Raw genomic sequence first — 22,202 nt, 5'->3', positions numbered from 1 at the left:
AAAGAGAGATCACGAATAAACTGATACACGACCCAGTGGGCCTGGGTAGCTTAGCGGTAAAGCGCGTCCTTGGTAAGGACGAGAGCCCGGGTTCAAATCCCGGCCTAGGCTTTTTTGCTACTCAATATCCTCGACAGTGAGCTGTCACACCTGATCACTGCTGGTCGTTTCCGGTATCGATATCGGCATCGACCTCCATCCGTTGTCGGAGGCGTTTGAGCCGTCGGATCTGGAAGAGATAGTAGCCGACACCGGCCAGTCCACCGAGAAGTCCGATCCCGAGGACCGCACCAAGGATGTACAGATCCCGGACGAGATAATATCTGACTGAGACGGAACTGCTGCTGACAGCGTCCCAGACGATGTGGACGCGACCGTCCTCAGTGCTCGTCTCATAGCCGCCCGGGCTTGCGGTGCCGATAATCGGAGCGGCGATGTCCATGTTCCGTGGGAGAACGATCTCGTAGGAGGGTTTATCCGATTCTAAGAACACCGGTGTCGTGATCGATTTCGGGCTTTTATCGGTGACGAAGGCGATCTGACCGTCGCCGTTGGGCGCTTGAACGATGGTCCGACTGTTCGATTTCTCGACTGACAGATCTGGGTGGTCAGTAGTAACGACCGTTTCGTTGGAATAGCGGTATTTTACAGCCCGAACGTCAAGCGTTCGTTCGCTGCCGAGGGGACCGTGGGTGTACAGTTCGAGTTTGTCGTTTTCAAGGTCGTACACCGACTGATACTGTTCAGATTGTAAGGTGAGCGTTGCGTTAGTGCTCGTGTTCCAGTCGTACGTGATGTTTTCCGAATCTGTTTGCTCGCCCAGCCCGAAGCCGAGATCTGGAGCAGCCATACCCATACAGCCCGCGCTTATGCTCAGGACCATCAGAGAAATGACAGCGAGACGCCGTTTCATGGCAGAACACACAGTAGTTCTGCGGGGAGGTGGCGACCAATGGCCGCAAGTAATCCAGGGGGATCCGTCTGCTCACGACAGACGATACTCTGTTCGAGGAGACCGAGCCGTTCGATAGTGACGATGTCGTCGGCGTGACCAGCACGGTTCACCGTGGCACGTACTTCCGCTCGCGTCGCGCTGTTAACGTTCACGCGCCCCGTTCCACGCGTCCACTCGTACAGCCGATCGCGTTCCGAGTCGGCCAATCGAGGCGGATCGCCGGGAACGAATCGGAGGGGCAGATGCTGGACCAGTCCGAACCGTGTCCGGATTTCAGTGGCCGTTCCCGGACCGAGACCGAGCTGGTCAGTCGGGATCCGAACAGTTCCGTCCGCATCAATCGACAGCGCCGGATCCGCACTAACACTGTCACCGACATCGAGCGTGAGACCGTCGTCGTCCCACGCAGTGAGCGTTCCGACGTACTCCTCGCCGGACTCGAACGACGGCGTGATCGTCCCCCACTGATCGCTCAGAACGTTCCGGGCGATGACCGCATCAGGCCCGTCGATCGTGACGGAGGGGAACCCATCGGATCGAACACCCACCGACCATTCCACATCAACGCCTCCGATGTCGTTTTCGATCAACGAACGCAACGAGTCGATCGCCCGATCGCGGGCCGTTCCACCAACGTAGAGTTTGGTTGCGAGAACGACCATTCCTTATGCTTCCACGTTGAGTTCCGAACGAAGCTGCGTGATGCGTTCATCCATCGAAGTCACGAGAGCGTCGTTGTTCATCGGCTCCAGCTCAGCCCCGCACTGGGGACATTCGAAGCCGAACTCGATCGCTTCCTCGAACTCGAATCGAAGTGATTCTTCCGGACAGAGATAGAACTCGTGGCCAGTCTCGTACTCGCGCCGTTCTTCGAGCGCGTCGAGAAGCCGGTACATCTCCTCTTCGAGTTGTTCGGGCACGTTCTCGTAATGAAACGTCCAGAGATACGTGAGCCAGCCCGAATCCTCGTCTCGAAGCCGGCGATAGCTCGCAAGATCGTTCTCATACAAAATGAACAACGCCCGTCGCACGTCGTTCAGTTCTAGTCCAAGTTCTTCCGCTAGCTCCTCATCGGTCACTTCCCCATCAGGGGGGGCAGCAGCGACCGGCATCCCTGTCGGACCGACGAGCTCGTGCAGATATTTTTGGATAACGGGGTCGTTTAGTAGCTCCTCGAAAGCCATTACGGGAATATGTGCTACTGATTCTGGTAAATCTTCCGCTCCGGTGGCTCGAACGAGAGGCGGTGCAGCAAGGTGATTACTGAGAGTGAGGTCGGAATGGGGGGGTCGAAAATGACCGCAGACCGGTTTCGATCCCGGATGGGGGGAATCCGAGATCGACACGGAGGCGGGAGACGGATACCGGAACACACGATGTCGAACGGCCACGTGCAACACTGGTATCGACACAAGTCCAAGCGTTTGTCTTCGATCCGGCAACTATGCGTTAGAGGGGAATCGCCCTGTGTGTGGTGCTTGTCAAATCATGGCTTTAAATGTAGAGTGTCCAACTCGACGGCGGGCGTGTTCCCGTTCACGCTCGGTGAGCTGGTATCGGCGGAGTTCGGTTTCGAGCGAGTTTAGTCGACGGCGGCGGCGCTGGTGTGCGTCCAGAAACGACGCGACCGCGGTGGCGGCCATCCCTTTGAGTTCACCGCTTAGCAGCGATCCGTTCCGGTATTCGCGTGCGATCCGATCCAGTCGGTCGTCGTCCTCCTCGAAAAACGAATGCAAGAGCTGGTAGGAAACGTCCGCTTCGGGATCGCCGCCGCGTGCTCGGTGCTCATCGACAGTGGATTGACCACCCGAGTAGGCGTGGGTGTGGATCTTCTCGAAGACGGTCTCGCGGTCATCGGAAAGGTGGATGGTGGGGGCAGTCTCAGAGTCGCTGCTCGAACTCATCTTCCCGGATCCCTCTAAACTCGGGAGGAACTTCGAGAGCAGCGCGCTAGGCTTGTCGACATCGTAGCGTTGTTTGGCCGCAATGTCCCGGCACACTCTCACATGGGGGTCCTGATCGACGCCAATCGGGACGAGCGTCGGGTGGCGTCCCGTAACGAGTTGTGGAAGCAAGAGGTGGGCGGCCTGAACGGCAGGGTAAAAGGAGTGGCCGATGTTTTGCGACTCACCGTACGCTGCTTTGAACGTCGACTCCGTCACTTCTGCTCCGAAGGCGACGGCGAGCGGGTAGATGACATCGGCGTCGGCCGTGTCCACGATAATGCGCGTCCGGTCGGGATCGAAGCCGACCGCGAGCAGATCCCGAAGGTTCTCGCGGGTTTGTTCCCCGATCTCTTCGAGAGAGCGGTCTGTGACGAAGTACTTTTCGTCGTCGGAAAACGGGATATACACCAGCGCGTTCGTCTGCTGTTGGAGTCGCTTTGCGAAGTACAACGGAACAATGTGGCCCAGATGCATCGCACCGGAGGGACCCCGTCCGGTGACGATCGAGTGGCGTTCACCGGCAGTGGCTGCGCTCAGAAACCGGTCCACATCGCGCTCGGCGTAGAACACCCGGCGGCGCACAAGCGGATGGACCGGTTCGGGAAACCGCGCGATCTGTTCGTCCGTGAGCCGACCAGCGCCGAACTGTTCGAGGAGTTTCTCGTAGTCGATCTCGCCTGACACCGTGTACGGTGTCACAGTGAATTCAGAGTCGTTGTCTGTCATATGATGATGTGGCTGTGTTGTCACTCGGTGATCGATACAGACGAGAAAGCGAGGGAGCACCACGGCCATCCCACGGGGGGTCTCCCGCGAGGGCCGGTCCGTGACACTATCCACTTCCCGAGCGAGGCCACTGCCACCGCCAGCCCAGAAGCGGTGACAGCAGACGTGAACACGCTCGGGTCGTGGCTGTCATCGGTATAGGGTTGGAGATGAAACAGAATAACTGTTTTGTGCCCTCATACCGGGAGCGACTCTGCCCCGATGGCCATCGAAACGATCCACGAGAAACGGCCCGCTCCGTGGTTTATTTAACGAATCACAGGGAAATGGTGACAATGGTTGCTCTGGGGTTTTTGGGGATTATCGTGGTCGCGTCGATTGCTAGCTTGTTTATGGCGTGGACGATCGGTGCTGGATCGAGCGGATCGACACCCTTTGCCCCCGCAGCCGGAGCAAACGTCATCTCAGTGATGCGAGCCGGGTTTCTCGTCGGGATTCTCGGGTTCGCGGGAGCGGTGTTTCAGGGTGCGAACGTTGCGGGGACGGTCGGCACAGGGTTGATCCGCGAGGTAACGCTGTCTCCCGGCGCGATCGCAGTCGGCCTGTTCGTGGCGGCACTGCTCGTTTCGATCGGAATCTTCACAGGCTATCCGATCCCGACGGGATTCACGGCGACAGGCGCGGTTATCGGCGTCGGGTTGGCGATGGGTGGATTACCCGCGTGGAGTACCTACCAAGAGATCGGGACCATGTGGGTGCTCGTGCCGTTCGTGGGAAGCGCCATCGCGTACGTCACGGCCCGACTGTTGCGTCACAAACGTGTTCCAGAACGCGTGAGCGTTCCGGTGCTCGGTGGTGTTGTCGGGGCGATCATCGCAAACATGTCGTTCGTCTTTCTGGGCGGTCAGTCGGTCGCCACAACGGGCACGAACTGGCCAGTGCTGTCGGGGCTGAGTGATGGGATCGCCGTGGTGGTGATCACAGTCGGGATCGGCGCAATCGCCGCCGCGTTGCTCGCGTGGGACATGGCCGACGCGGACCGGGGACTGCGCCACTTCCTGTTGGTACTCGGGGGACTCGTCGCGTTCTCCGCAGGTGCAAGCCAAGTCGGGCTGGCGGTCGGACCGCTGATCCCGCTGCTCGAAGTGCTACCGATCACGCTTGTGATGCTGCTCATCGGCGGAGGAATCGGGTTGCTCGCCGGTTCGTGGATGGGTGCGCCTCGGATGATCAAAGCACTCGCACAGGACTACTCTTCGCTCGGACCGCGGCGTTCGATCGCCGCGCTCGTGCCGTCGTTCGCGCTCGCACAGACCGCGGTGTTGTACGGAATTCCGGTGTCGTTCAACGAGATCATACTCAGCGCGATCATCGGCAGCGGCTTCGCTGCGGGTGGAACGAGCAGCGTCAGTCAGTCGAAAATGCGCAACACCGTGATAGCGTGGATCGGATCGTTAGCGATCGCTATCGTCGGGAGCTATGGTGTCTACATCACGCTCCAAGCGCTCCTGTGAGCGGGTGATGTTTGTCGCAAGCTCCATTCCGCTGTCGAATGTGTTGAACAACACGCCACAGCTCCCACACACGTGGTTGTACGTCGGGTGCCACGTTCGTTTCGTGGGTGTCGATCGCTTACAGACAGGACACGCCGAGTCGTCTCCGAGTCGATCCATGTCACCACAGACGAGGCTCGTCCCGTTGAGCACACGGCATGTATTGTCAAGGCACTATTGTGTGACTGCACTCGACGGGTGCCTACAGGTCGTACAACGCGCCGTATTTCCGCTCGACGTAATCGAGGAAGTAGTCGGCGGTGAGCGACTCGCCGGTCGCGTGTTCGATCAGCTCAGGCGTGGTGTAGCGTTGTCCGTGTTGGTGTACGTTGTCGGTGAGCCACTCCTGAAGCGCGTCGAACTCGCCGTGTTGGATCTGCTCGTCGAGCGCCTCGATGTCGGCTGTAGCAGTGGCATACAGCTGTGCGGCGAGCACGCTCCCCAGTGAATACGTCGGGAAATACCCGAAGCTGCCGTGTGTCCAATGGATGTCCTGTAGACAGCCGGCGCTGTCGGTGTCGGGCCGAACGCCGAGATACTCCTCCATCTTCTCGTTCCACACGTGGGGCACCTCCTCGACATCGATCGCGCCGTGGATGAGCTGCTTCTCGATCTCGAACCGAAGCACGATGTGCAGATGATAGGTCAACTCATCCGCCTCGACGCGGATCAGGTTGTCCGGATACACTTGGTTGGCGGTCTCGTAGGCCGCACGCGGGGACACACCACTCGTTTCGGGGAACCGTTCGGTGACAGCCGGGAGGAACTGCTCCCAGAAGGAAAGCGAGCGTCCGACATGATTCTCCCACAGCCGTGATTGGGACTCGTGAACCGAGAGGTTACGGTTCTGCCCAAGCGGCGTGCCGTACTGTTCACGGGGGAGTCCAAGCGTGTACATCGCGTGACCGAACTCGTGGATAGTGGAGGTGAGCGCGTCGATCGGATCGTCGTCGCTGAACCGCGTCGTCACCCGCGCGTCGAACTGTGAGCCGGTAGAGAACGGATGCGGTGCGGTGTCGAGCCGTCCGTGCTCCCATGGATAGCCAAGACGATCCAACGCCGACCGACAGAGCGCCTCCTGTTCGTCGGCGGGGTACGTTCCGGAGAAGGCGTCCGTTTCGAGTGTGGCGTCGCTCTCTTCGATCGAGTCGATGAGATCGACAAGGCGGTCTCGCAGTCGGTCGAGAACGCGTTCTGCGGTGTCCAACCCGAGATACGGCTCATACTCCGCAAACAACACGGCGTAGGGATCTTCGTCCGGATCGATCTGTTCAGCGTACTCGCGTTTGAGATCGACGAGTTTCGACAGCGTCGGTGCGAACGCCTCGAAATCGTCGTTCTCTTTTGCTTCTTTCCACACCGGAAGCGCCGAGCTCGTGGTATGGGCGATTTCCTCGACCAGTTCGCTCGGAACCCGATCGGCGCGTTCGTACTTGCGTCTGACCTCCCTGACGACCGCCGATTGCTCGTCGGTCAGCGACGACGATTCCGCCGCCGAGAGATACGTTTTGGTCTCTTTGCTCGTGAGCAGCTCGTGGTGGAGCGTCGAAAGCGTCGAAACCTGCTGCGATCGGGCAGGGGTTCCGCCCTCCGGCATCATCACCTCTTGGTCCCAGTTGAGGATCTGGATCGCGTGTTCGACGTTCGAAAAGCGCTTGACGTGATCGATGAATTCGTCGTAGGATTGGGCTGCCATACTGGTGACAGGATACCCGGGGCTATCAATCCCACCCCTCGATCCGCGAGAGAAGGTTCCGATAGATTCGGTAACACCGTTCGAGAACCGGAAGGGAAACGCTCTCGTCGTCGGTGTGTGCCTCACCGGGTTCGGCCGCGCCACAGACGACACAGGTCGTCCCGGCTTGGGCGAGCCATCCGGCGTCAGTCGCGTGGGGCTTCGTTACCAACGCCGGGGAGCTGGATTGTGCTGCAGTGGCGGCGTCGAGCACTGCGTGAGCGAACGCGTCGTCGTCGCACGCCATCGGTGGCAGATCCTGCTCGACATCCCACGTGACGCCATCGATCGCCGTCACGCGCCCGATGTCAGCGCGCTCGTCGGGCACAGTCCGTTCGTCGACGGTGATCGCACAGGAGTCGGGCACCACGTTCCACGCGCTGCCGCCCTCGATCCCCGTTACGCAGAGGCGTCCGCGCAGATCGTGGCCGAGCACTCTCGTCTCGGGCGGTAACAGTTCCTGTAGCACACCGACGGCTTCCGTCGCCCGGTACACCGCATTCGTCCCGTGCTCGGGTTCGCTCGCGTGGGCCGCCGTGCCGGTAGCGTGAATCGTGCTCGCTCGACGCCCCTTGTGAGCGACCGCTACGTCGGTCACGCCGTCGGCGGAGTAGCCGGTCGATCCTTCAATGACGACGGCGTACTCAGGGGCAAAGCCCGCTTCGATGGCTCGTTGAGCACCCACTCCGCCCTGTTCTTCGCCTCGGAAGCTGGCAATGGTACAGGGACCGTCCGCGTCCCGGAACGCACACAGCGCGGCCGCGAGCGATCCTTTCATGTCTGCGCTGCCGCGACCGGACAGCCGATCATCCCGTTCATGAATCACGTATTCGCCGTCGTCAGTCTGTTCGTCGGCGGGCGGAACCACGTCGTGGTGGCCAACGAGCGCACACCGACCGCCGCCGTCACGCCGGGCGATCACACCGGCATCGGTCCGCTCAACAGTGGCGTCCGTCTCCGACCGGAGCCACGCTTCGATGGCGCTACCCGCCGCCGTCGGATCGTCGTGGCTTGGAATGGAAACGAGCTGTCGAGTCAGCGCACGGACAGTCATCGAACGCTCACCTCATACGCGCGTGCGGTCCACAGGAACGGACAGTCCATATCGACCCCAACAGTCGACAGCACAATAGTGTCTCCCTCACCGTGTGTTTCGATCAAATCGACGGCGTCCGACGAAACGTGTGGACACCCTTATAGCGCCGTGGGGCCGTAGCGAAACTATGAATGTCGTTCCGGACACGAGCGTGGTCATCGATGGCCGCGTGTCCGAGCGTGTTAGCCCGGAGACCCCCGACGAAACCGAGGACGACGTCGACTTCACTGGTGTCCACGTCTACGTTCCGGAAGCGGTCGTCGGTGAACTGGAATCGCAGGCAAACGCCGGTCGAGCGATCGGGTGGCGTGGGATCGAGGAGTTACAGCGGCTCGTGGAGCTGGAAAACGACGGACACATCGAGATCACGTACGTCGGTCGCAGAGCGACCCCCGACGAGATCGAACGCGCCGAGCAAGGCGAGGTCGACGCGGCCATCCGCGATATGGCCACCGAACACGACGCGACACTAGTCACGAGTGATCTCGTCCAAAGCGAGGTGGCGAAAGCCAAAGACATCGACACCCTCTATCTCGAACCGTATGAGACGACGATCGAGACGCTCGCCATCGAGACGTATTTCGATTCGGAGACGCTCAGCGTCCACCTGAAATCCGGCGTTCGCCCGATGGCAAAGCGTGGCGACGTGACGGAGGTGTCGTACGGACCGGTTGCGGAAACGGAACTCGACGATGAGACGCTGCGCGAACACGCGAACGAGATCCGAAACGCCGCACAAAGCTCCGAAGACGGTTTCATTGAGCTGTCGGAACCGGGAATGACCATTGTGCAGTTCCGCAACTACCGGATCGCGATGGCCCAACCGCCCTTCTCCGACGGGCTTGAGATTACGGCGGTCCGTCCGCTCGTTAAAACGGAGATTGGCGACTACAGCTACGACGAGGAGATGAAAGAGCGGTTGCTTGACAGCCAACGCGGCGTGTTGATCGCCGGCTCACCCGGCGCAGGCAAGTCGACCCTGGCCCAAGCCGTCGCTGAATTCCTTTCAGATAGTGAGTACTCGGTGAAGACGATGGAGAAACCACGGGACCTACAGGTTGGTCCAGAGATCACCCAGTACACCGAACTCGGTGGCCGGATGGACGCAACGGCGGACTCGCTGTTGATGGTCCGGCCCGACTACACCATCTACGACGAGGTCAGAAAGACCAGCGACTTCGAGACGTTTGCCGACATGCGGCTGGCCGGCGTCGGGATGGTCGGCGTTGTCCACGCGACGCGGGCGATCGACGCGCTCCAGCGGCTCGTTGGCCGGGTCGAACTCGGATTGATTCCGCAAGTCGTCGACACCGTGGCGTACGTCGAGTCCGGTGACGTGGCGACGATGTACGATGTCTCCACGCAGGTCAAAGTGCCCGAAGGACTGATGGAGGAGGATCTCGCCCGTCCCGTTATCGTTGTCCGCGATCACGAAACCGGACGCCCTGTCTATGAAATGTACACGTTCAACCGGCAGGTCGTAACAGTGCCGATCGAGGACGGCGAAAGCAAGGAGTCAGGAGTCGGCCAACTCGCCAAACAGGAGATCGAGCGCGAGATCCGATCCGTCGCTCGGGGACACGTCCAAGTTGAACTGCAGGGCGAAAACCGCGCCATCGTCTACGTCGAGGACGACGACATCTCCGCTGTCATCGGCAAAGGTGGCGGGCGCATCTCGCAGATCGAAAACCGTCTCGGTATCGACATCGACGTGCGGTCGTTCGAAGAGCGCCCCAGTCCCGACGCTGTGAGTGGCGGAACACAGCAGACCGGCGATATCGTCACTCCCGAAGTCACTGCTCGCCACATCGTCATCCCGCTCGAAGAGTATGCCGGGGAGACGGTCGAGATCAACGCCGACGGCGAATACCTGTTCACCGCGACGGTGAGTCGTGGGGGTGAGGTGCAGGTTTCACGCGGCAGCGCCATCGCGGAAGAACTCGAACGCGCCATCGACGATCGGCGTGAGATCACCGTGGCGTCCTCGTAGCGAAAGCAAAACAGAGAGACCGACGATTCACATCGAGGATTCGTAGGAAGACGGCGGCTGTCCAGCCTCTTCGATCACGCTGTCTTCGAGTTCGATCGGACAGTCAACGCGCAGCGCGATGGCGATGCCGTCGCTGGGCCGAGCGTCGAACGTCCTTGTTCGCCGTTCGCCATCGCGGTACTGTTCGGTGTGTATTTTCGCGTAGAACGTCTGTCCAGCGAGATCATCGATACAGATGTTGTCGATGGCGGCACCGAATTCTGTCACCATCTCAACTAAAAGATCCTGCGTCAACGGCCGGTCAAACGATTCACCGTTGAAAGCGAACTGAATCGATCGCGCTTGATCCGGACTGATATAGATCGGAACGATCTGCTCGTTTGCGTCGAGCAACACCACGGGGACCTCCTTACCCTCTTCGGACGTGCTCACACCAACCCCATGAACGGTGGCGGTCTGTACCATACGATACATTCAGCAAGGAACTATGAAAAGCTAACCCGATACCCATCGAATAAGACGATCGTGGGGATGGCAACCTGCTCGCCGGAACTGTTTTAGTATTTGTTACCAATAATCATGGTATGGGCGTGTACATGTCGTTGGTCACGGTGAACGAAGCCCGCATCCAGAACGTTCAGTCGCTGGCGACGGTCTGGGGTGATCTCCGGACTGAGATCAACGACCACGGTGGACATCTGCTCGAATCGTACGCGATCCTTGGCGAGTACGATTTCCTAGTGTTGTTCGAGGCAGACGATCGGAATCAGGCGTTTCGGATTTCGCTCATCATCGAGCGCCGGGGGCTGGATATGCAGACGATGGAGATCGTCCCGACCGACGAGTTCGGCCAGCTCGTCGAGGACATCTAGGGAGTGAGCCGCGAGAGCCGCATCGCGTTGCCAGTGACGAGCAGCGTCATGCCAACGTCTCCGAGGAGGATAACGAGATAAACGGGGATGAAAAACACAGGGATGAGCACCGCGAGCACCGCCTTCACAGCGAGGCTCGCGTAGATGTTCTGTTTAATGACGCTCGAACCACGGTCAGCGAGCGCCGCGAGATACGGCAGCCGATCGATGTCGTCACCGAGCAGCGCAACGTCGGCGGTTTCGATAGCGGTGTCGGAGCCGGCCGCTCCCATTGCGATGCCCACGTCGGCCGTCGCAAGCGCGGGCGCGTCGTTGATCCCGTCACCGATCATTGCAACGCTGTCACTGGTCCGGAGTGCTTCGACCGCGTCGACTTTCTCCTCAGGGAGCAGTCCAGCTCGGTAGTCGTCGACGCCGATCGTTTCGGCCACAGCGCGCGCAGTGCCCTCGTTGTCACCCGTGAGCATGACAGTGTGGAGTCCCCGCTCTGACAGCGTCCGGACGGTTTCAGCGGCACCGGGGCGGACGGTGTCCGCGACAGCGATGAGTCCCTCCAGTTCGCCGTCGCTGGTCTCACCGTCCGCAGTGGGCTGCTCGGACGTACCGACGAGAACGACGGTTTTACCCTCGGCCTGAAGGTGGGCAACGATGTCCTCGATTGCCACGCCGTCAGCCCGTTCGCCGTGGAGTTCCGCGGGCAGCGCGTCGGCGTCGATGGCTCGAATGCGTTCGAGATCGAAGCCGAGTTCCTCGAACAGCGTCGGTGCGCCCGCATAATGGGTGTGACCACCGATGTCGGCGCGAACGCCCCGCCCGGTGAGCGTTTCGAACGCCGCGATTCCCTCGCCGTGATCGGTGCCGGCGGGTTCAGTCGCTGCGTGGGCTGTGATGGCGGCGGCGATCGGGTGTTCGCTGCGCCGTTCGACACCTCGGGCACAGCGCAGCACGTCCGATTCCGTGTGTCCGTTGAAGGGAACGACGTCGGTCACATCCAGTTCACCCTCCGTGAGTGTCCCCGTCTTGTCGAACGCAACCACATCGACAGCACCCATCGCTTCGAGGTGATCACCGCCTTTCACGAGCACACCGTTGTTCGCCGCGCTCGTCAGCCCCGAGACGACCGTCACGGGCGTGCTGATCACGAACGCACACGGACAAGCGATCACCAGCAGTTCGATACCCCGAACGAGCCACGGCACCGTTGCTTGTCCGAACGCCAACGGGGGGACCGCGCTGACCAGCAGCGCCGCGATGACCACGACCGGGGTGTAGTAGCCCGCAAACCGTTCGATGAACTGCTCGTGGTCGGTTTGACGCTCCTGTGCGCTCTCGACCAGATCGATGACGCGCGTGATCGTCGAGTCTTCGCTGGTCGCCGTCGTCTCGAATTCGAGATAACCGTTGGTGTTCACCGTCCCCGCGTAGACGGTGTCGCCATCGGTCTTGTCGACGGGGACGCTTTCGCCTGTCACGGGCGATTGGTCGACGGCGCTTTCGCCCGCCACGACCACGCCGTCCAGCGGGATCTTCTCACCCGGTTCGACGATCACCGTCTCACCCACTTCGACCTCCTCGACGGGGACTTCGGTCGGTTCGTCTGGACCGGCGGCTTGATCAGTACGATCGACGACGGCGGTTTCCGGTGACAGTTCGAGCAGTTCGGCCAAAGAGTTGCGCGCTCTATCAACGGAGTAGCGTTCGAGCAACTCTGCGACGTTAAAGAGCACCGCCAACGACGCGGCTTCGATGTACAGCTCGCGGGACGTAAGCATCGTGATAAGCAGCGCACTGAGGATGGCGGTGCTCATCAGGAGATCCATATCTAGCGACATCGTCCGGAGTGACCGGTAGCCACTTGATAGGATGACCTCGCCACCGACTGCGACCGACCCGAGAAACAGCACATCAGAGACGGAAAACGACTGTCCGGCAACGGTCACCAGCGTCGCGTCGAACGCCGGAACGACGAATCCGATGAGTGCGAGCGCCGCGAGCACAGCACTGACGCCGGTTTTGATCGCACGGGAACTGCGCCACACCGGCTCACTCCGAAGCTCTCTGTCGTGATCAACGGTGTATCCCGCGCGCTCGATCGCGTCGACGGCTGACTCCGGCGACGGCGATCCGTCGAAGGTGATGGACACCTGCCCGGTCGTCGGATTGAGTTCGTACTCCGCTACCGACGATACGTCGTCGAGTGCGGACCCGACCGTTTGGGCACACGATGGACAATCCATGTCCGGCACGTGAAACTGCCCTACAGTATCCGTCGTTCCATCAGTCATTATCTACTGAAAATCGACGCAGAGTTATTAATCCAGCTGTTATGAATCCCGGTTTTAGAAATAATCTCTATTAATATATAGGACACGAATTAATAACTCACTGTGAACGGGGCGTTTTTGTCCGTCCTCGTCTGATCGACAGTATGGATGGCAACGACCGGGGGATCTCGGGGAAGCGGGCGTTACTCGCTATCGTTCCGTTTTTGGCGTTAGGACTCATGTGCGTCGTCTTTCTGTTACAGTGGGGGCTGAGTCCGCTCTGGGCGATCATGATCCTCCCACCGATCTTGTTCATGTCGGTACTGGGGTGGCTCGCGTTCCGTGGTGGGTTTATGGAAGACCGGACAGGGCCACAGTCGGTACAAACCGGTGACAAACCCGACGGGGAGTGAAAGGGGGCGCTACTCACCCACTTTTTTTACACGAGGGTGGCTGTGCCACCCTCGTGTAAAAAACCTGGACTAAAAAAGCCGCTCGCTACCGCTCGCGGTGACTACACCTGCGTCTTCCGCCGCCGCGACCGCTTCCGCCGCCGCAACCGTCTCCGCCGCCGCGACCGCCTCCACCGACTCTGTTGTTTTTAGTCGTCGGCGTGGACAGCTGGCGGCTCACCGACGACGCGTGCTACGTCTGGGTAACAGGCCCGCAGTCCATCAAGATCGCCGCGCTGGGGATACCAGCCCACCTTTTTTCCGCTCGGGTGGCTGCGCCACCCTCCCGCAAAAAATCTGGACCAAAAAAGGCCGCTCGCTGACGCTCGCGGTGCTGCGTCTTGCCCGCTCCGCCCCCGCACCGCGACCGCCTCCGCCGCCTTTGTGTTTTTAGTCGTCGGCGTGGACGACTGGCGCTTTGTCCACGACACGAGCCACGTCAGGGTAACAGGCCCGCAGTCCATCGAGATCACCGCGCTGGCGATACCAGCCCACCTTTTTTCCGCTCGGGTGGCTGCGCCACCCTCACCACGCGAGCCGGTCGCTCACTTCGTTCGCGCTGCGACTCGCTGGTTCCCACTCGCTACCGCTCGCGGGAACGCAAAAAACCTGGACTAAAAAAAGCCGCTCGCTGGCGCTCGCGGTGAGTGACCTTGCCCGCGACCGCTTCCGCCCCACCTCCGCTCCGCTTCCGCGACCGCCGACTCTGCTGTTCTCAGTCGTCGGCGTGGATGGCTGGAGCTTTGTCCACGACACGAGCCACATCGGGGTAACAGGCCCGCAAGCCGTCGAGATCGCCGCGCTGGCGATAGTGGCAGTACTCCGCCAACAGTGCGACCAACGCGGCTGGGGCACTCGTTGCGTCGGGCTGTTCGGTTATCGCGGTCGGGTCCTGCTCGTCCTCGGGCGTGTACACCGACTGGACCACAGTCCCATCGCGCTGTTCGTGGTACCGCACCCGGCCACCGTTCTCGAACCACCCGGTGGCGACCATTTCCCCCGTCGCTTCATAGCGCGTGATGTTCGCAATCCCGGGTAGGTCGTCGTCGTTCACCTGTGACCGGCCCAGCCCAGCGGTTGCTAGAATCTGTTCGATCTGGGTGGCGTGGGCGCAGCCTGTACTCCGACACGGTTTACATCACCAGAATCGAAGATTCTGGTTAGCAGCCAGAAGCCGAAGGCTTCTGGCGACACCATGTTCCTGTCCCCACGTCCACGACGTAGTACAACTCCGCTTTCGAAATCCGGTCCCGATCATCAAGAGTCGAGATGTTCACCGATTCGCCCAGTCGGTCCCAGAACTGAAACACTGGCAATGTCATCTCCTGCCCCCCGCGAACGAAGTGAGCGGGAGCCAACGAGTCGCAGCGCGAACGGAGTGAGCGACCGTCTCGTCAAACGAGCGGCTTTTTTTGGTCCAGATTTTTTGCGGGAGGGTGCGCGAAGCGCACCCGAGCGGAAAAAAGGTGGGTCATCGCCACCACCGTCCCAATGGGCAACCGATCCGATGGTCGAGGCGGGTACGGACTGGCCGCCCACAGCGGGGACATCGCTGGCGCTGGTCACGTTTCTGATACGATTCGACACCGTTACATGTCTCTGCTTCGTTCCCAGTCATGGGTTTCTCTGTCGTGAGAACCCCAGCGTCGGGTGCCCTATACACCCGGCGCGTTCAACATGAACGCACACGCCCCATGGCGCACGCAAGCGTTCTCATCTATCGTTCCTTGCCCCATCACACATAAAGGTACTGATGGAATAAAAGTGTTATATCACACTAACAATTAATCCCATCAGCGGTTGCTCGATGGATTGCACGAACATCGAGATCGGACGCTATTGTCTTCCAAATTAGCTTTCCCTCAAGGGGATCACTCCGAATAGCGGAGGGGCAAGCGGAGGCGGTGGCGGGGCGGAGGCGGTCGCGGCGGCGGAAGACGCAGGTGTAGTCACCGCGAGCGTAGCAAAGCGGAGCGAGCGGCCTTTTTTGGTCCAGATTTTTTGCGTTCCCGCGAGCGGTAGCGAGTGGGAACCAGCGAGTCGCAGCGCGAACGGAGTGAGCGACCGTCTCGCGCGGTGAGGGTGGCGCAGCCACCCGAGCGGAAAAAAGGTGGTGGTGCGATAGCCTTTAGCGCGCGCGGCCGGTTGCACTCAATAATGAGCCAAGCGACGCGAACGCGCGATCTCGCCGCGGTTATGGGGTTGGAGGTGCACGTCCAACTCGAAACCGAGTCGAAAATCTTCTGTGGCTGTTCGACCGATAGCGCCGACGCCGATCCGAACACACACACCTGTCCGGTCTGTCTCGGCCTTCCGGGAGCGTTACCGGTGGTGAACGAGCAGGCGGTCGAGATGGCCGTCATGGTCGGGAAGGCGCTCGACGCCGAGATTCCCGAACAAACGCGATTTCACCGGAAAAACTACTACTACCCAGATCTGCCCAAGAACTTCCAGATCACCCAGTACGACAATCCGATCTGTCAGGACGGCAGCCTCGAACTCTCTGTTTCAGGAGCCCGCCGTGTGATCGGAATCGAACGCGCCCACCTTGAGGAAGACCCAGGGAGTCTAAAACACGAAGGGGGAAGCATCGAACGTGCGGAGTACACGAAAGTCGACTACAACCGCGCCGGAATGCCCCTGATGGAAATCGTCACACGACCAGATTTCCGTAGTCCAGAGGAAGTGCGGGCGTTCCTCGCAAAACTGGAAGAGGTACTCGAATATCTCGGCGTATTCGACGCCGAACGCGACGGGTCGTTGCGCGTCGACGCCAACATCTCGTTAGTAGCGACCAGCGAGACAGACGACGGCACAATCGATGCGGAGACGCTCGCGTCAGCGAACCGGACCGAGGTGAAAAACATCTCCAGCCACAAAGGAGCCGAGAAGGCGCTGGCCTACGAGATCACCCGCCAGCGCAACGCGATCCAACGCGGCCGGGCGATCGAACAGGAAACCCGCCACTGGGACGAGGATCGGGGCGTAACAGTGTCGATGCGATCGAAAGAAACCCAGAAAGATTATCGGTACTTCCGCGAAGCCGACATCCCGCCGCTTCGCGTCGCGTCGTGGAAAGACGAGATCGAGATTCCCGAACTGCCTGACGCGCGCAGAGAGCGGTTTAGAGCGGAATACGGCGTGGGCGAAGAGACCGCCTCGAAACTCACCTCCACAAAGCGGATCGCTGACTTCTATGAGTCACTGGCTGATACGTTCGATCCCGACTTCGTGGCCACATGGGTTGCTGACCTGCTTCTCGGGGAGTTGAACTACCGCGACATGACGCTCTCGTCGGTCGACCGCGAGGCGTTCGTCCGGTTGTTAGAACTCGTCTGGACCGACGAGATCACCGAGAAAAACGCGGAAGAAATCGTTCTGCGGACGATGCTAGACGAGAATCTCACACCCGAAGAGATCGTCGAGCGCGAAGGACTCGGAAAAACAGACGACGATGTGGTAGCGAGTGCTGTCGAAAACGCCATCGAGAACAATCCAGAGGCAGTCGAGGACTACCACGCTGGCGAAGACGGCGCGCTCAACTACCTCGTCGGACAGGTTATGGCCGCTACTGGCGGCAGTGCGGACCCACAAACTGTGAATGAACTGCTAGAAGAACAACTCATTTAATGGCGTTCTGACGTGGGCGGAAATACTTACCGCAACTATTTGTATTTCCAGCGGTTATTGGAATTCAATGTCAGGGCTGTTGCCGACTGGCACGAACGCTAGTTCGGAGCAGAACGGTGATCCTCGGACGTTGTGGCTGGACAGCGATGATACAGGAGACTTGTTGGCTTCGCTTTCTTCGGACACCGCACGTGCAATCCTCACAGCACTGCATGAGGAACCACAAACCGCTTCAGAGGTGGCGACTCGCGTCGATACCTCGGTACAGAACGCCCGTCACCATCTCTCGAAGCTAAAACAAGTGGACGCTGTCCGTGTTGCTGATACGCGTTATTCGGAGAAAGGTCGAGAGATGAGCGTCTACGCGCCGAGCGAGGAACCACTCGTGGTGTTCGTCGGCCGAGAGGAGCGAAAACACAGTTTTCTCGACTCGCTTCGGGGGCTGATGTCGGTCATCGGACTGCTCGGGATCGTGAGCCTCCTCGTTCAGTGGATCGTCACGCCGACGATCGACAGGACGACGGGGGAACAGCTCCCGCGCGCTGGGGACGCGCTAGGAAACAGTGGAGCAGTGGGACTCTCACCACTCGGCGTCCCGCCCGGCGTGATCTTTTTCGCCGGAGGAGTGCTCGTACTCCTGTTCGTGATCGTGGTACAGCACAGGGAGGCGCTCCGTGAACTGATCACAGGATGAGATGAACGCCCTCGAATCACCATCCAGACGGGGCGTCATTCGTGTATCACGTCCGTTGGGGCAGGATGAACACCCTACAGACGGACACAGGCAAGATCGAGGAGCGAAACAGGGGAAGCGTCGACGACGATGATCCGACGCGAGCAAGCCGCAGTTGGCGTGATCACCCTACTTTTCTGTGCGTCGTTCGTGTTTCCGTTCTCTCATTCCTCACTCGCATTCGATCGACCAGCAGAATCGTCGGTCGACGTGATCGAGAGTCTAAAACACCACATCGACCGGGAACCGTATCAACCGCCACCGACCCTCGACAACGAGGTCGAGGTCGTCGTACCGATCAATGGCGGAACCATACCGAGCGCACACAGCGAGAACTATTCCGGATCATTCGTGCTCAATCACCGTTCCACCGAGAACGGACAACGGTACGCCCACGGTTCGATGGCGATGTCGGACGTTCGGCCGTTTCTCAAATCCTCACACGCAGACCGGATACGGATCACGGACCCAACAACCGCCGGAGACGGGCGTATCGCGTCAGGCGTCAGCGAGATCGCTGCGGAGCGCCTTCACCAGCGTGGACTCACTGGAGAGAACGTCACGGTCGGCATCATCGACAGCGATTTCCGACCGAGTCACCCAGCCGTCGCGTCGCAGGTCCGTGGCTACGCCACGATTGATCCGAACGGAGACGGGAAACACGGGACAGCAGTAGCGAGCGTCATCGCTGACACCGCACCGAACGCGACGCTGCAGCTCGCTGCAGTCGGGACGACAACGACAGCCGAAGAGTATGCGGCCGCCGTAAAATGGCTTCAGCGCTCAGGAGCCGACATTATCGTCGACGCTGGCAGTTACTACGCCCACCCCGGAAACAGAACCAGTAATCTCACTCGGATCGCCCAACAGGCCGCCTCGGAGACAGTGTTCATCACCTCCGTCGGGAACCACGCCGAACGGTACTGGTCGGGCAATCGATCCACGGACAGCTGGGTGTCGTTCCGGAATGACACGCAGATAAATCCCTTAAACAACGGTGAACCACTCAGTGGATCAGTACGGCTCACACTCCGATGGGACAGCTGGCCCACAACTGAGACGAACTACGATCTGTATCTCCTCCGCGCCCAGCCCGGCACTGATGCAGTCGTCGCACAGGCGACGGGCCACGACGGCCGGCCGTTCGAACACCTTCAAACGACAGTCCCCGAAGGGCAGTATTACGTGTCAATCCGATCCGAATCCGACACCGCTACGATGGACCGGCTTGAGTTGTTCGCCAATCAGGAGTTACAGTACCGATCGCGCGGGGGCCGGGCAGCACCGGCTACCGCGCGGGGGGTGATCGCCGTTGGTGCAGTCGACAACGGAGCAGTGAAATCGTTTAGCGCCCGTGGTGCTGACGTGGTTGCGCCCGACTTGGTGGCGATCGACGGCATCACTGTCGAAGACGGAACGTCATTTTCGACGCCGTACGTAGCCGGAACTGCCGCGCTCGTTCTCGCAGCGAACCCCGGAGCAACCCCCACAGAGGTGCGAACGACGCTGTTTCTCACGGCCGAGGATGTGGGCGCAAACGGAATCGATGAGCGATCCGGCTACGGGATGGTGAACGCCACCCGAGCGATCGACTCCCAGAGCAATGAGAAGTGACACGCCCTACCCACCTCCTTGCGATGACTCACGGCGAATGTGACAATAGATCATAAACATCCCGCCGCCATCGTGCGGTTTCTCGTGGGGAGTGTCGAAAGAGTTAGGGCAGCGGTTGGCCTAGCAGAATGACAACGGAGGGAGAGCGCAGTGGAACTGATCATCACTGAGAAAGACAACGCTGCCCGGCGCATCGCGGAGATTCTGAGCGACGGCAGTGCGACGACGGAGCGCCACAACGGAGTGAACGTGTATTCGTGGGGTGGACGTCGTTGTATCGGACTGTCGGGGCATGTGGTCGGACTGGACTTTCCCTCGGAGTATTCCGATTGGCGAGACGTCCAGCCGTCCGAACTCGTCGACGCGGAGGTTGTGAAAACCGAAACCCGAGAGAACATCGTCGCCGCACTCCGGTCGCTGGCGCGGAACGCGGACACCGCGATCATTGCCACGGATTACGATCGAGAAGGAGAACTCATCGGCAAGGAAGCCTACGAGCTCGTCCGCGAGGAGATCAGTGGGCCGATCCAACGCGTTCGCTTCTCCTCAATCACCGACGAGGAGGTTCAATCGGCGTTCGAGTCCCCCGAGGAGATCGATTTCGATCTTGCAGCGGCAGGGGAAGCAAGACAGATCATCGATCTGTTGTGGGGGGCGTCACTCACGCGCTTTCTCTCACTATCGGCCAAGCAGCTCGGCAACGATTTCATCAGCGTCGGCCGGGTTCAATCACCCACGCTCAAACTCATCGTCGACCGCGAGCGGGAGATCGAAGCGTTCGATCCGGAGGAGTACTGGGAACTGTTTGCCGACCTCATTGACGACGAGCCGTTCAAAGCCCAATACTTCTACCGCGAGGACGGCACCGAACAGGAACGGATTTGGGACGAAGAGACTGCGACGACGATCAACGAGCAGTTGACTGAGGCGACCGAGGCGCGCGTCGATTCCGTTCGGCGGCGCACCCGCACGGACGAGCCACCCACTCCGTTCAACACCACGCAGTACATCCGTGCGGCAGGCTCGATCGGGCTTTCTGCCCAGCGGGCGATGAGTATCGCAGAAGAGTTGTACACGGCGGGGTACATCACGTATCCACGAACCGACAACACTGTGTATCCAGAGGATCTCGATCACCGAGCATTGCTCGATGCGTTCGCTGACCACCACAGTTTCGGTGAGGACGCCCGAACGCTGCTTGAATTGGAGGACCTCGAACCCAGTCGGGGAGACACCGAAACCACCGATCACCCACCGATCCATCCCACCGGAGAGTTTCCCGATGATCTCGACGAAGACGAATGGCGGGTGTATGAACTCGTTGTCCGTCGGTTCTTTGCGACGCTGGCCGAACCCGCAACGTGGAAGCATCTCAAAGTCGTCGCCATCGCAAACGACTGTCGGCTCAAAGCCAACGGGAAACGGCTCGTCGATCCCGGTTACCACGACGTGTACCCCTACCGCTCCACCAGCGAAAACTACGTTCCGCCACTCGAAGAAGGGGACGGACTCGACATCACCAACGTCCGACTCGAAGAGAAACAGACCCAGCCGCCCCGCCGCCGAGGCCAATCGCGGCTCATCGAAACGATGGAGTCAGTTGGGATAGGAACGAAAAGTACCCGACATAACACTCTGCAGAAATTATATGATAGGGGGTACATAGAAAACGATCCGCCTCGACCGACGGCGTTGGCGCGGGGCGTCGTAGAAGCCGCCGAGGACTTTGCGGACCTAATCGTGAGCGAGGAGATGACCGCCCAGTTGGAGCGGGATATGACGGCGATCGCGGAGGGCGAGGCGTCGTTGGAGTCGGTGACCGACGAGTCGCGTGAAATGTTACAACGGGTGTTCGAGGAGCTACATGGATCCCACGAGGAGATCGGCAGGCATCTCCGCGAGGCGTTGAAAGCAGACAAAGCGTTGGGACCGTGCCCGGTGTGTGGAGAAACGTTGTTAGTCCGACGGTCCCGGTATGGGTCGTATTTCATCGGGTGTGACGGCTATCCCGACTGTGAGTACACGCTCCCCCTGCCAAACAAGGGTGAGCCGCTAGTGATGGACGAGACGTGTGATGAACACGAGTTGCACCACGTGAAGATGTTGGCTGGACGAGACACGTTCGTCCACGGCTGCCCCCAGTGTGCTGCGGACGCGGCCGACGCAACCGAAGACCGGATCATCGGCAACTGCCCCGCGTGTGGAGAAGAGCACGGTGGTGAACTGGCGATCAAACAGCTCCGAACCGGCTCACGGCTCGTTGGCTGTACCCGGTATCCCGACTGTGAGTACTCGCTGCCGCTGCCTCGTCACGGTGAGATCGTCGTCACTGACACGGTGTGTGAAGACCATGAGCTGCCGCATCTCGAAGTCCACGACGAAGACGAGGACGAAGAACCATGGGAACTGGGCTGTCCGATCTGCAACTACGAGGAGTATCAGGACCGTCACGCCGTCTCGACCCTTCAGGACATCGATGGCGTCGGTGAGAAAACCGTCGAAAAGCTCGAATCGGCCGGCATCACAACGGTCGAAGAGCTTCAAGACGCAGCCGCTGAGGAGGTAGCGAGCGAAGTGTCTGGTGTGAGCGCCGACCGAATCAGGGAATGGCAAGCACAAGCAACCGCTTGAGTGAA

At 60.1% G+C, this 22,202-nt stretch carries 20 protein-coding genes and 1 tRNA gene; 10 read left to right on the top strand and 11 right to left on the bottom strand.

Annotated features, from left to right (window positions below):
- Positions 1-39: 39 nt before the first annotated feature.
- Positions 40-111: transfer RNA gene (locus EIK79_RS03695), tRNA-Thr, on the top strand.
- A 43-nt stretch (positions 112-154) separates the two neighbouring features.
- Here EIK79_RS03695 and EIK79_RS03690 read toward each other — a convergent pair.
- The 4 genes from EIK79_RS03690 to EIK79_RS03675 all read right to left on the bottom strand — a co-directional run bounded on the left by EIK79_RS03690 (position 155) and on the right by EIK79_RS03675 (position 3,627).
- Complete coding sequence (locus EIK79_RS03690) at positions 155-850, bottom strand: DUF5803 family protein (RefSeq protein ID WP_124953795.1); 696 nt, start codon at positions 848-850, stop codon at positions 155-157.
- A gap of 59 nt (positions 851-909) precedes the next feature.
- Complete coding sequence (locus EIK79_RS03685; protein WP_124953794.1) at positions 910-1,617, bottom strand: DUF2110 family protein; 708 nt, start codon at positions 1,615-1,617, stop codon at positions 910-912.
- A gap of 3 nt (positions 1,618-1,620) precedes the next feature.
- A complete protein-coding gene (locus EIK79_RS03680) occupies positions 1,621-2,139 on the bottom strand; it encodes a transcription factor (protein ID WP_124953793.1) in 519 nt (172 codons plus the stop codon).
- Positions 2,140-2,436: 297 nt separating this feature from the next.
- Entirely contained in the window at positions 2,437-3,627 is a 1,191-nt protein-coding gene (locus EIK79_RS03675; RefSeq protein ID WP_124953792.1) for a tryptophan--tRNA ligase, read from the bottom strand.
- A gap of 27 nt (positions 3,628-3,654) precedes the next feature.
- On the opposite strand from EIK79_RS03675, the gene EIK79_RS17915 reads away from it, so the two are divergent.
- Both EIK79_RS17915 and EIK79_RS03670 read left to right on the top strand, forming a co-directional pair.
- A complete protein-coding gene (locus tag EIK79_RS17915) occupies positions 3,655-3,828 on the top strand; it encodes a hypothetical protein (protein ID WP_185715496.1) in 174 nt (57 codons plus the stop codon).
- Between the two features lie 134 nt (positions 3,829-3,962).
- On the top strand, positions 3,963-5,141 hold the full coding sequence (locus EIK79_RS03670) for an inorganic phosphate transporter (RefSeq protein WP_124953791.1): 1,179 nt from the start codon (positions 3,963-3,965) through the stop codon (positions 5,139-5,141).
- 241 nt (positions 5,142-5,382) lie between these two features.
- Here EIK79_RS03670 and EIK79_RS03665 read toward each other — a convergent pair whose 3' ends face one another.
- Positions 5,383-6,876, bottom strand: coding sequence for a carboxypeptidase M32 (locus EIK79_RS03665; protein WP_124953790.1), 1,494 nt, complete (start codon positions 6,874-6,876; stop codon positions 5,383-5,385).
- A gap of 25 nt (positions 6,877-6,901) precedes the next feature.
- Positions 6,902-7,969 (bottom strand): M20 family metallopeptidase, encoded by a 1,068-nt coding sequence (locus tag EIK79_RS03660; RefSeq protein ID WP_124953789.1) that lies wholly within the window; start codon positions 7,967-7,969, stop codon positions 6,902-6,904.
- Positions 7,970-8,138: 169 nt separating this feature from the next.
- Here EIK79_RS03660 and EIK79_RS03655 point away from each other — a divergent pair, with 169 nt between their 5' ends.
- A complete protein-coding gene (locus EIK79_RS03655; RefSeq protein WP_124953788.1) occupies positions 8,139-10,001 on the top strand; it encodes a PINc/VapC family ATPase in 1,863 nt (620 codons plus the stop codon).
- Positions 10,002-10,028: 27 nt separating this feature from the next.
- Here the strand turns inward: EIK79_RS03655 and EIK79_RS03650 are convergent, their stop codons facing one another.
- Positions 10,029-10,466, bottom strand: coding sequence for a bifunctional nuclease family protein (locus EIK79_RS03650; RefSeq protein ID WP_124953787.1), 438 nt, complete (start codon positions 10,464-10,466; stop codon positions 10,029-10,031).
- Between the two features lie 119 nt (positions 10,467-10,585).
- Between EIK79_RS03650 and EIK79_RS03645 the strand changes: the two genes are divergently transcribed.
- Positions 10,586-10,873 (top strand): GYD domain-containing protein, encoded by a 288-nt coding sequence (locus EIK79_RS03645; RefSeq protein WP_124953786.1) that lies wholly within the window; start codon positions 10,586-10,588, stop codon positions 10,871-10,873.
- Here EIK79_RS03645 and EIK79_RS03640 read toward each other — a convergent pair.
- Positions 10,870-13,158 (bottom strand): heavy metal translocating P-type ATPase, encoded by a 2,289-nt coding sequence (locus tag EIK79_RS03640; RefSeq protein ID WP_124953785.1) that lies wholly within the window; start codon positions 13,156-13,158, stop codon positions 10,870-10,872. The two genes, EIK79_RS03645 and EIK79_RS03640, sit on opposite strands and share 4 nt — an antisense overlap.
- 143 nt (positions 13,159-13,301) lie before the next feature.
- Here EIK79_RS03640 and EIK79_RS03635 point away from each other — a divergent pair, with 143 nt between their 5' ends.
- Positions 13,302-13,550 carry a hypothetical protein gene (locus EIK79_RS03635; protein WP_124953784.1) on the top strand — a complete coding sequence of 83 codons (249 nt, stop codon included), beginning with the start codon at positions 13,302-13,304 and terminating at the stop codon, positions 13,548-13,550.
- Between the two features lie 188 nt (positions 13,551-13,738).
- Here EIK79_RS03635 and EIK79_RS03630 read toward each other — a convergent pair whose 3' ends face one another.
- From EIK79_RS03630 to EIK79_RS18390, 3 genes are all read right to left on the bottom strand, one after another.
- The gene (locus EIK79_RS03630; protein WP_124953783.1) at positions 13,739-14,053 is read right to left on the bottom strand and encodes a hypothetical protein; all 315 of its coding nucleotides are present in this window, start codon (positions 14,051-14,053) and stop codon (positions 13,739-13,741) included.
- Between the two features lie 251 nt (positions 14,054-14,304).
- Positions 14,305-14,643, bottom strand: a complete 339-nt coding sequence (locus EIK79_RS03625) for a hypothetical protein (protein ID WP_124953782.1) — start codon at positions 14,641-14,643, stop codon at positions 14,305-14,307.
- 106 nt (positions 14,644-14,749) lie between these two features.
- Positions 14,750-14,911 (bottom strand): hypothetical protein, encoded by a 162-nt coding sequence (locus EIK79_RS18390; protein WP_221621673.1) that lies wholly within the window; start codon positions 14,909-14,911, stop codon positions 14,750-14,752.
- Between the two features lie 835 nt (positions 14,912-15,746).
- On the opposite strand from EIK79_RS18390, the gene gatB reads away from it, so the two are divergent.
- The 4 genes from gatB to EIK79_RS03605 all read left to right on the top strand — a co-directional run bounded on the left by gatB (position 15,747) and on the right by EIK79_RS03605 (position 22,197).
- Positions 15,747-17,219 (top strand): Asp-tRNA(Asn)/Glu-tRNA(Gln) amidotransferase subunit GatB, encoded by a 1,473-nt coding sequence (gene gatB, locus EIK79_RS03620; protein ID WP_221621672.1) that lies wholly within the window; start codon positions 15,747-15,749, stop codon positions 17,217-17,219.
- Between the two features lie 67 nt (positions 17,220-17,286).
- Complete coding sequence (locus EIK79_RS03615; protein WP_124953781.1) at positions 17,287-17,913, top strand: ArsR/SmtB family transcription factor; 627 nt, start codon at positions 17,287-17,289, stop codon at positions 17,911-17,913.
- A gap of 129 nt (positions 17,914-18,042) precedes the next feature.
- On the top strand, positions 18,043-19,566 hold the full coding sequence (locus tag EIK79_RS03610; RefSeq protein ID WP_124953780.1) for a S8 family serine peptidase: 1,524 nt from the start codon (positions 18,043-18,045) through the stop codon (positions 19,564-19,566).
- A 150-nt stretch (positions 19,567-19,716) separates the two neighbouring features.
- The gene (locus EIK79_RS03605) at positions 19,717-22,197 is read left to right on the top strand and encodes a DNA topoisomerase I (protein ID WP_124953779.1); all 2,481 of its coding nucleotides are present in this window, start codon (positions 19,717-19,719) and stop codon (positions 22,195-22,197) included.
- The last annotated feature ends 5 nt before the right edge of the window (positions 22,198-22,202 follow it).

The sequence above is a fragment of the Halocatena pleomorpha genome, assembly GCF_003862495.1.
In the GTDB taxonomy this organism is placed as follows: Archaea; Halobacteriota; Halobacteria; order Halobacteriales; family Haloarculaceae; genus Halocatena; species Halocatena pleomorpha.
The sequence above is the reverse complement of the archived record's forward strand: the minus strand, read 5'-3'. Positions and strand labels throughout refer to the sequence as shown.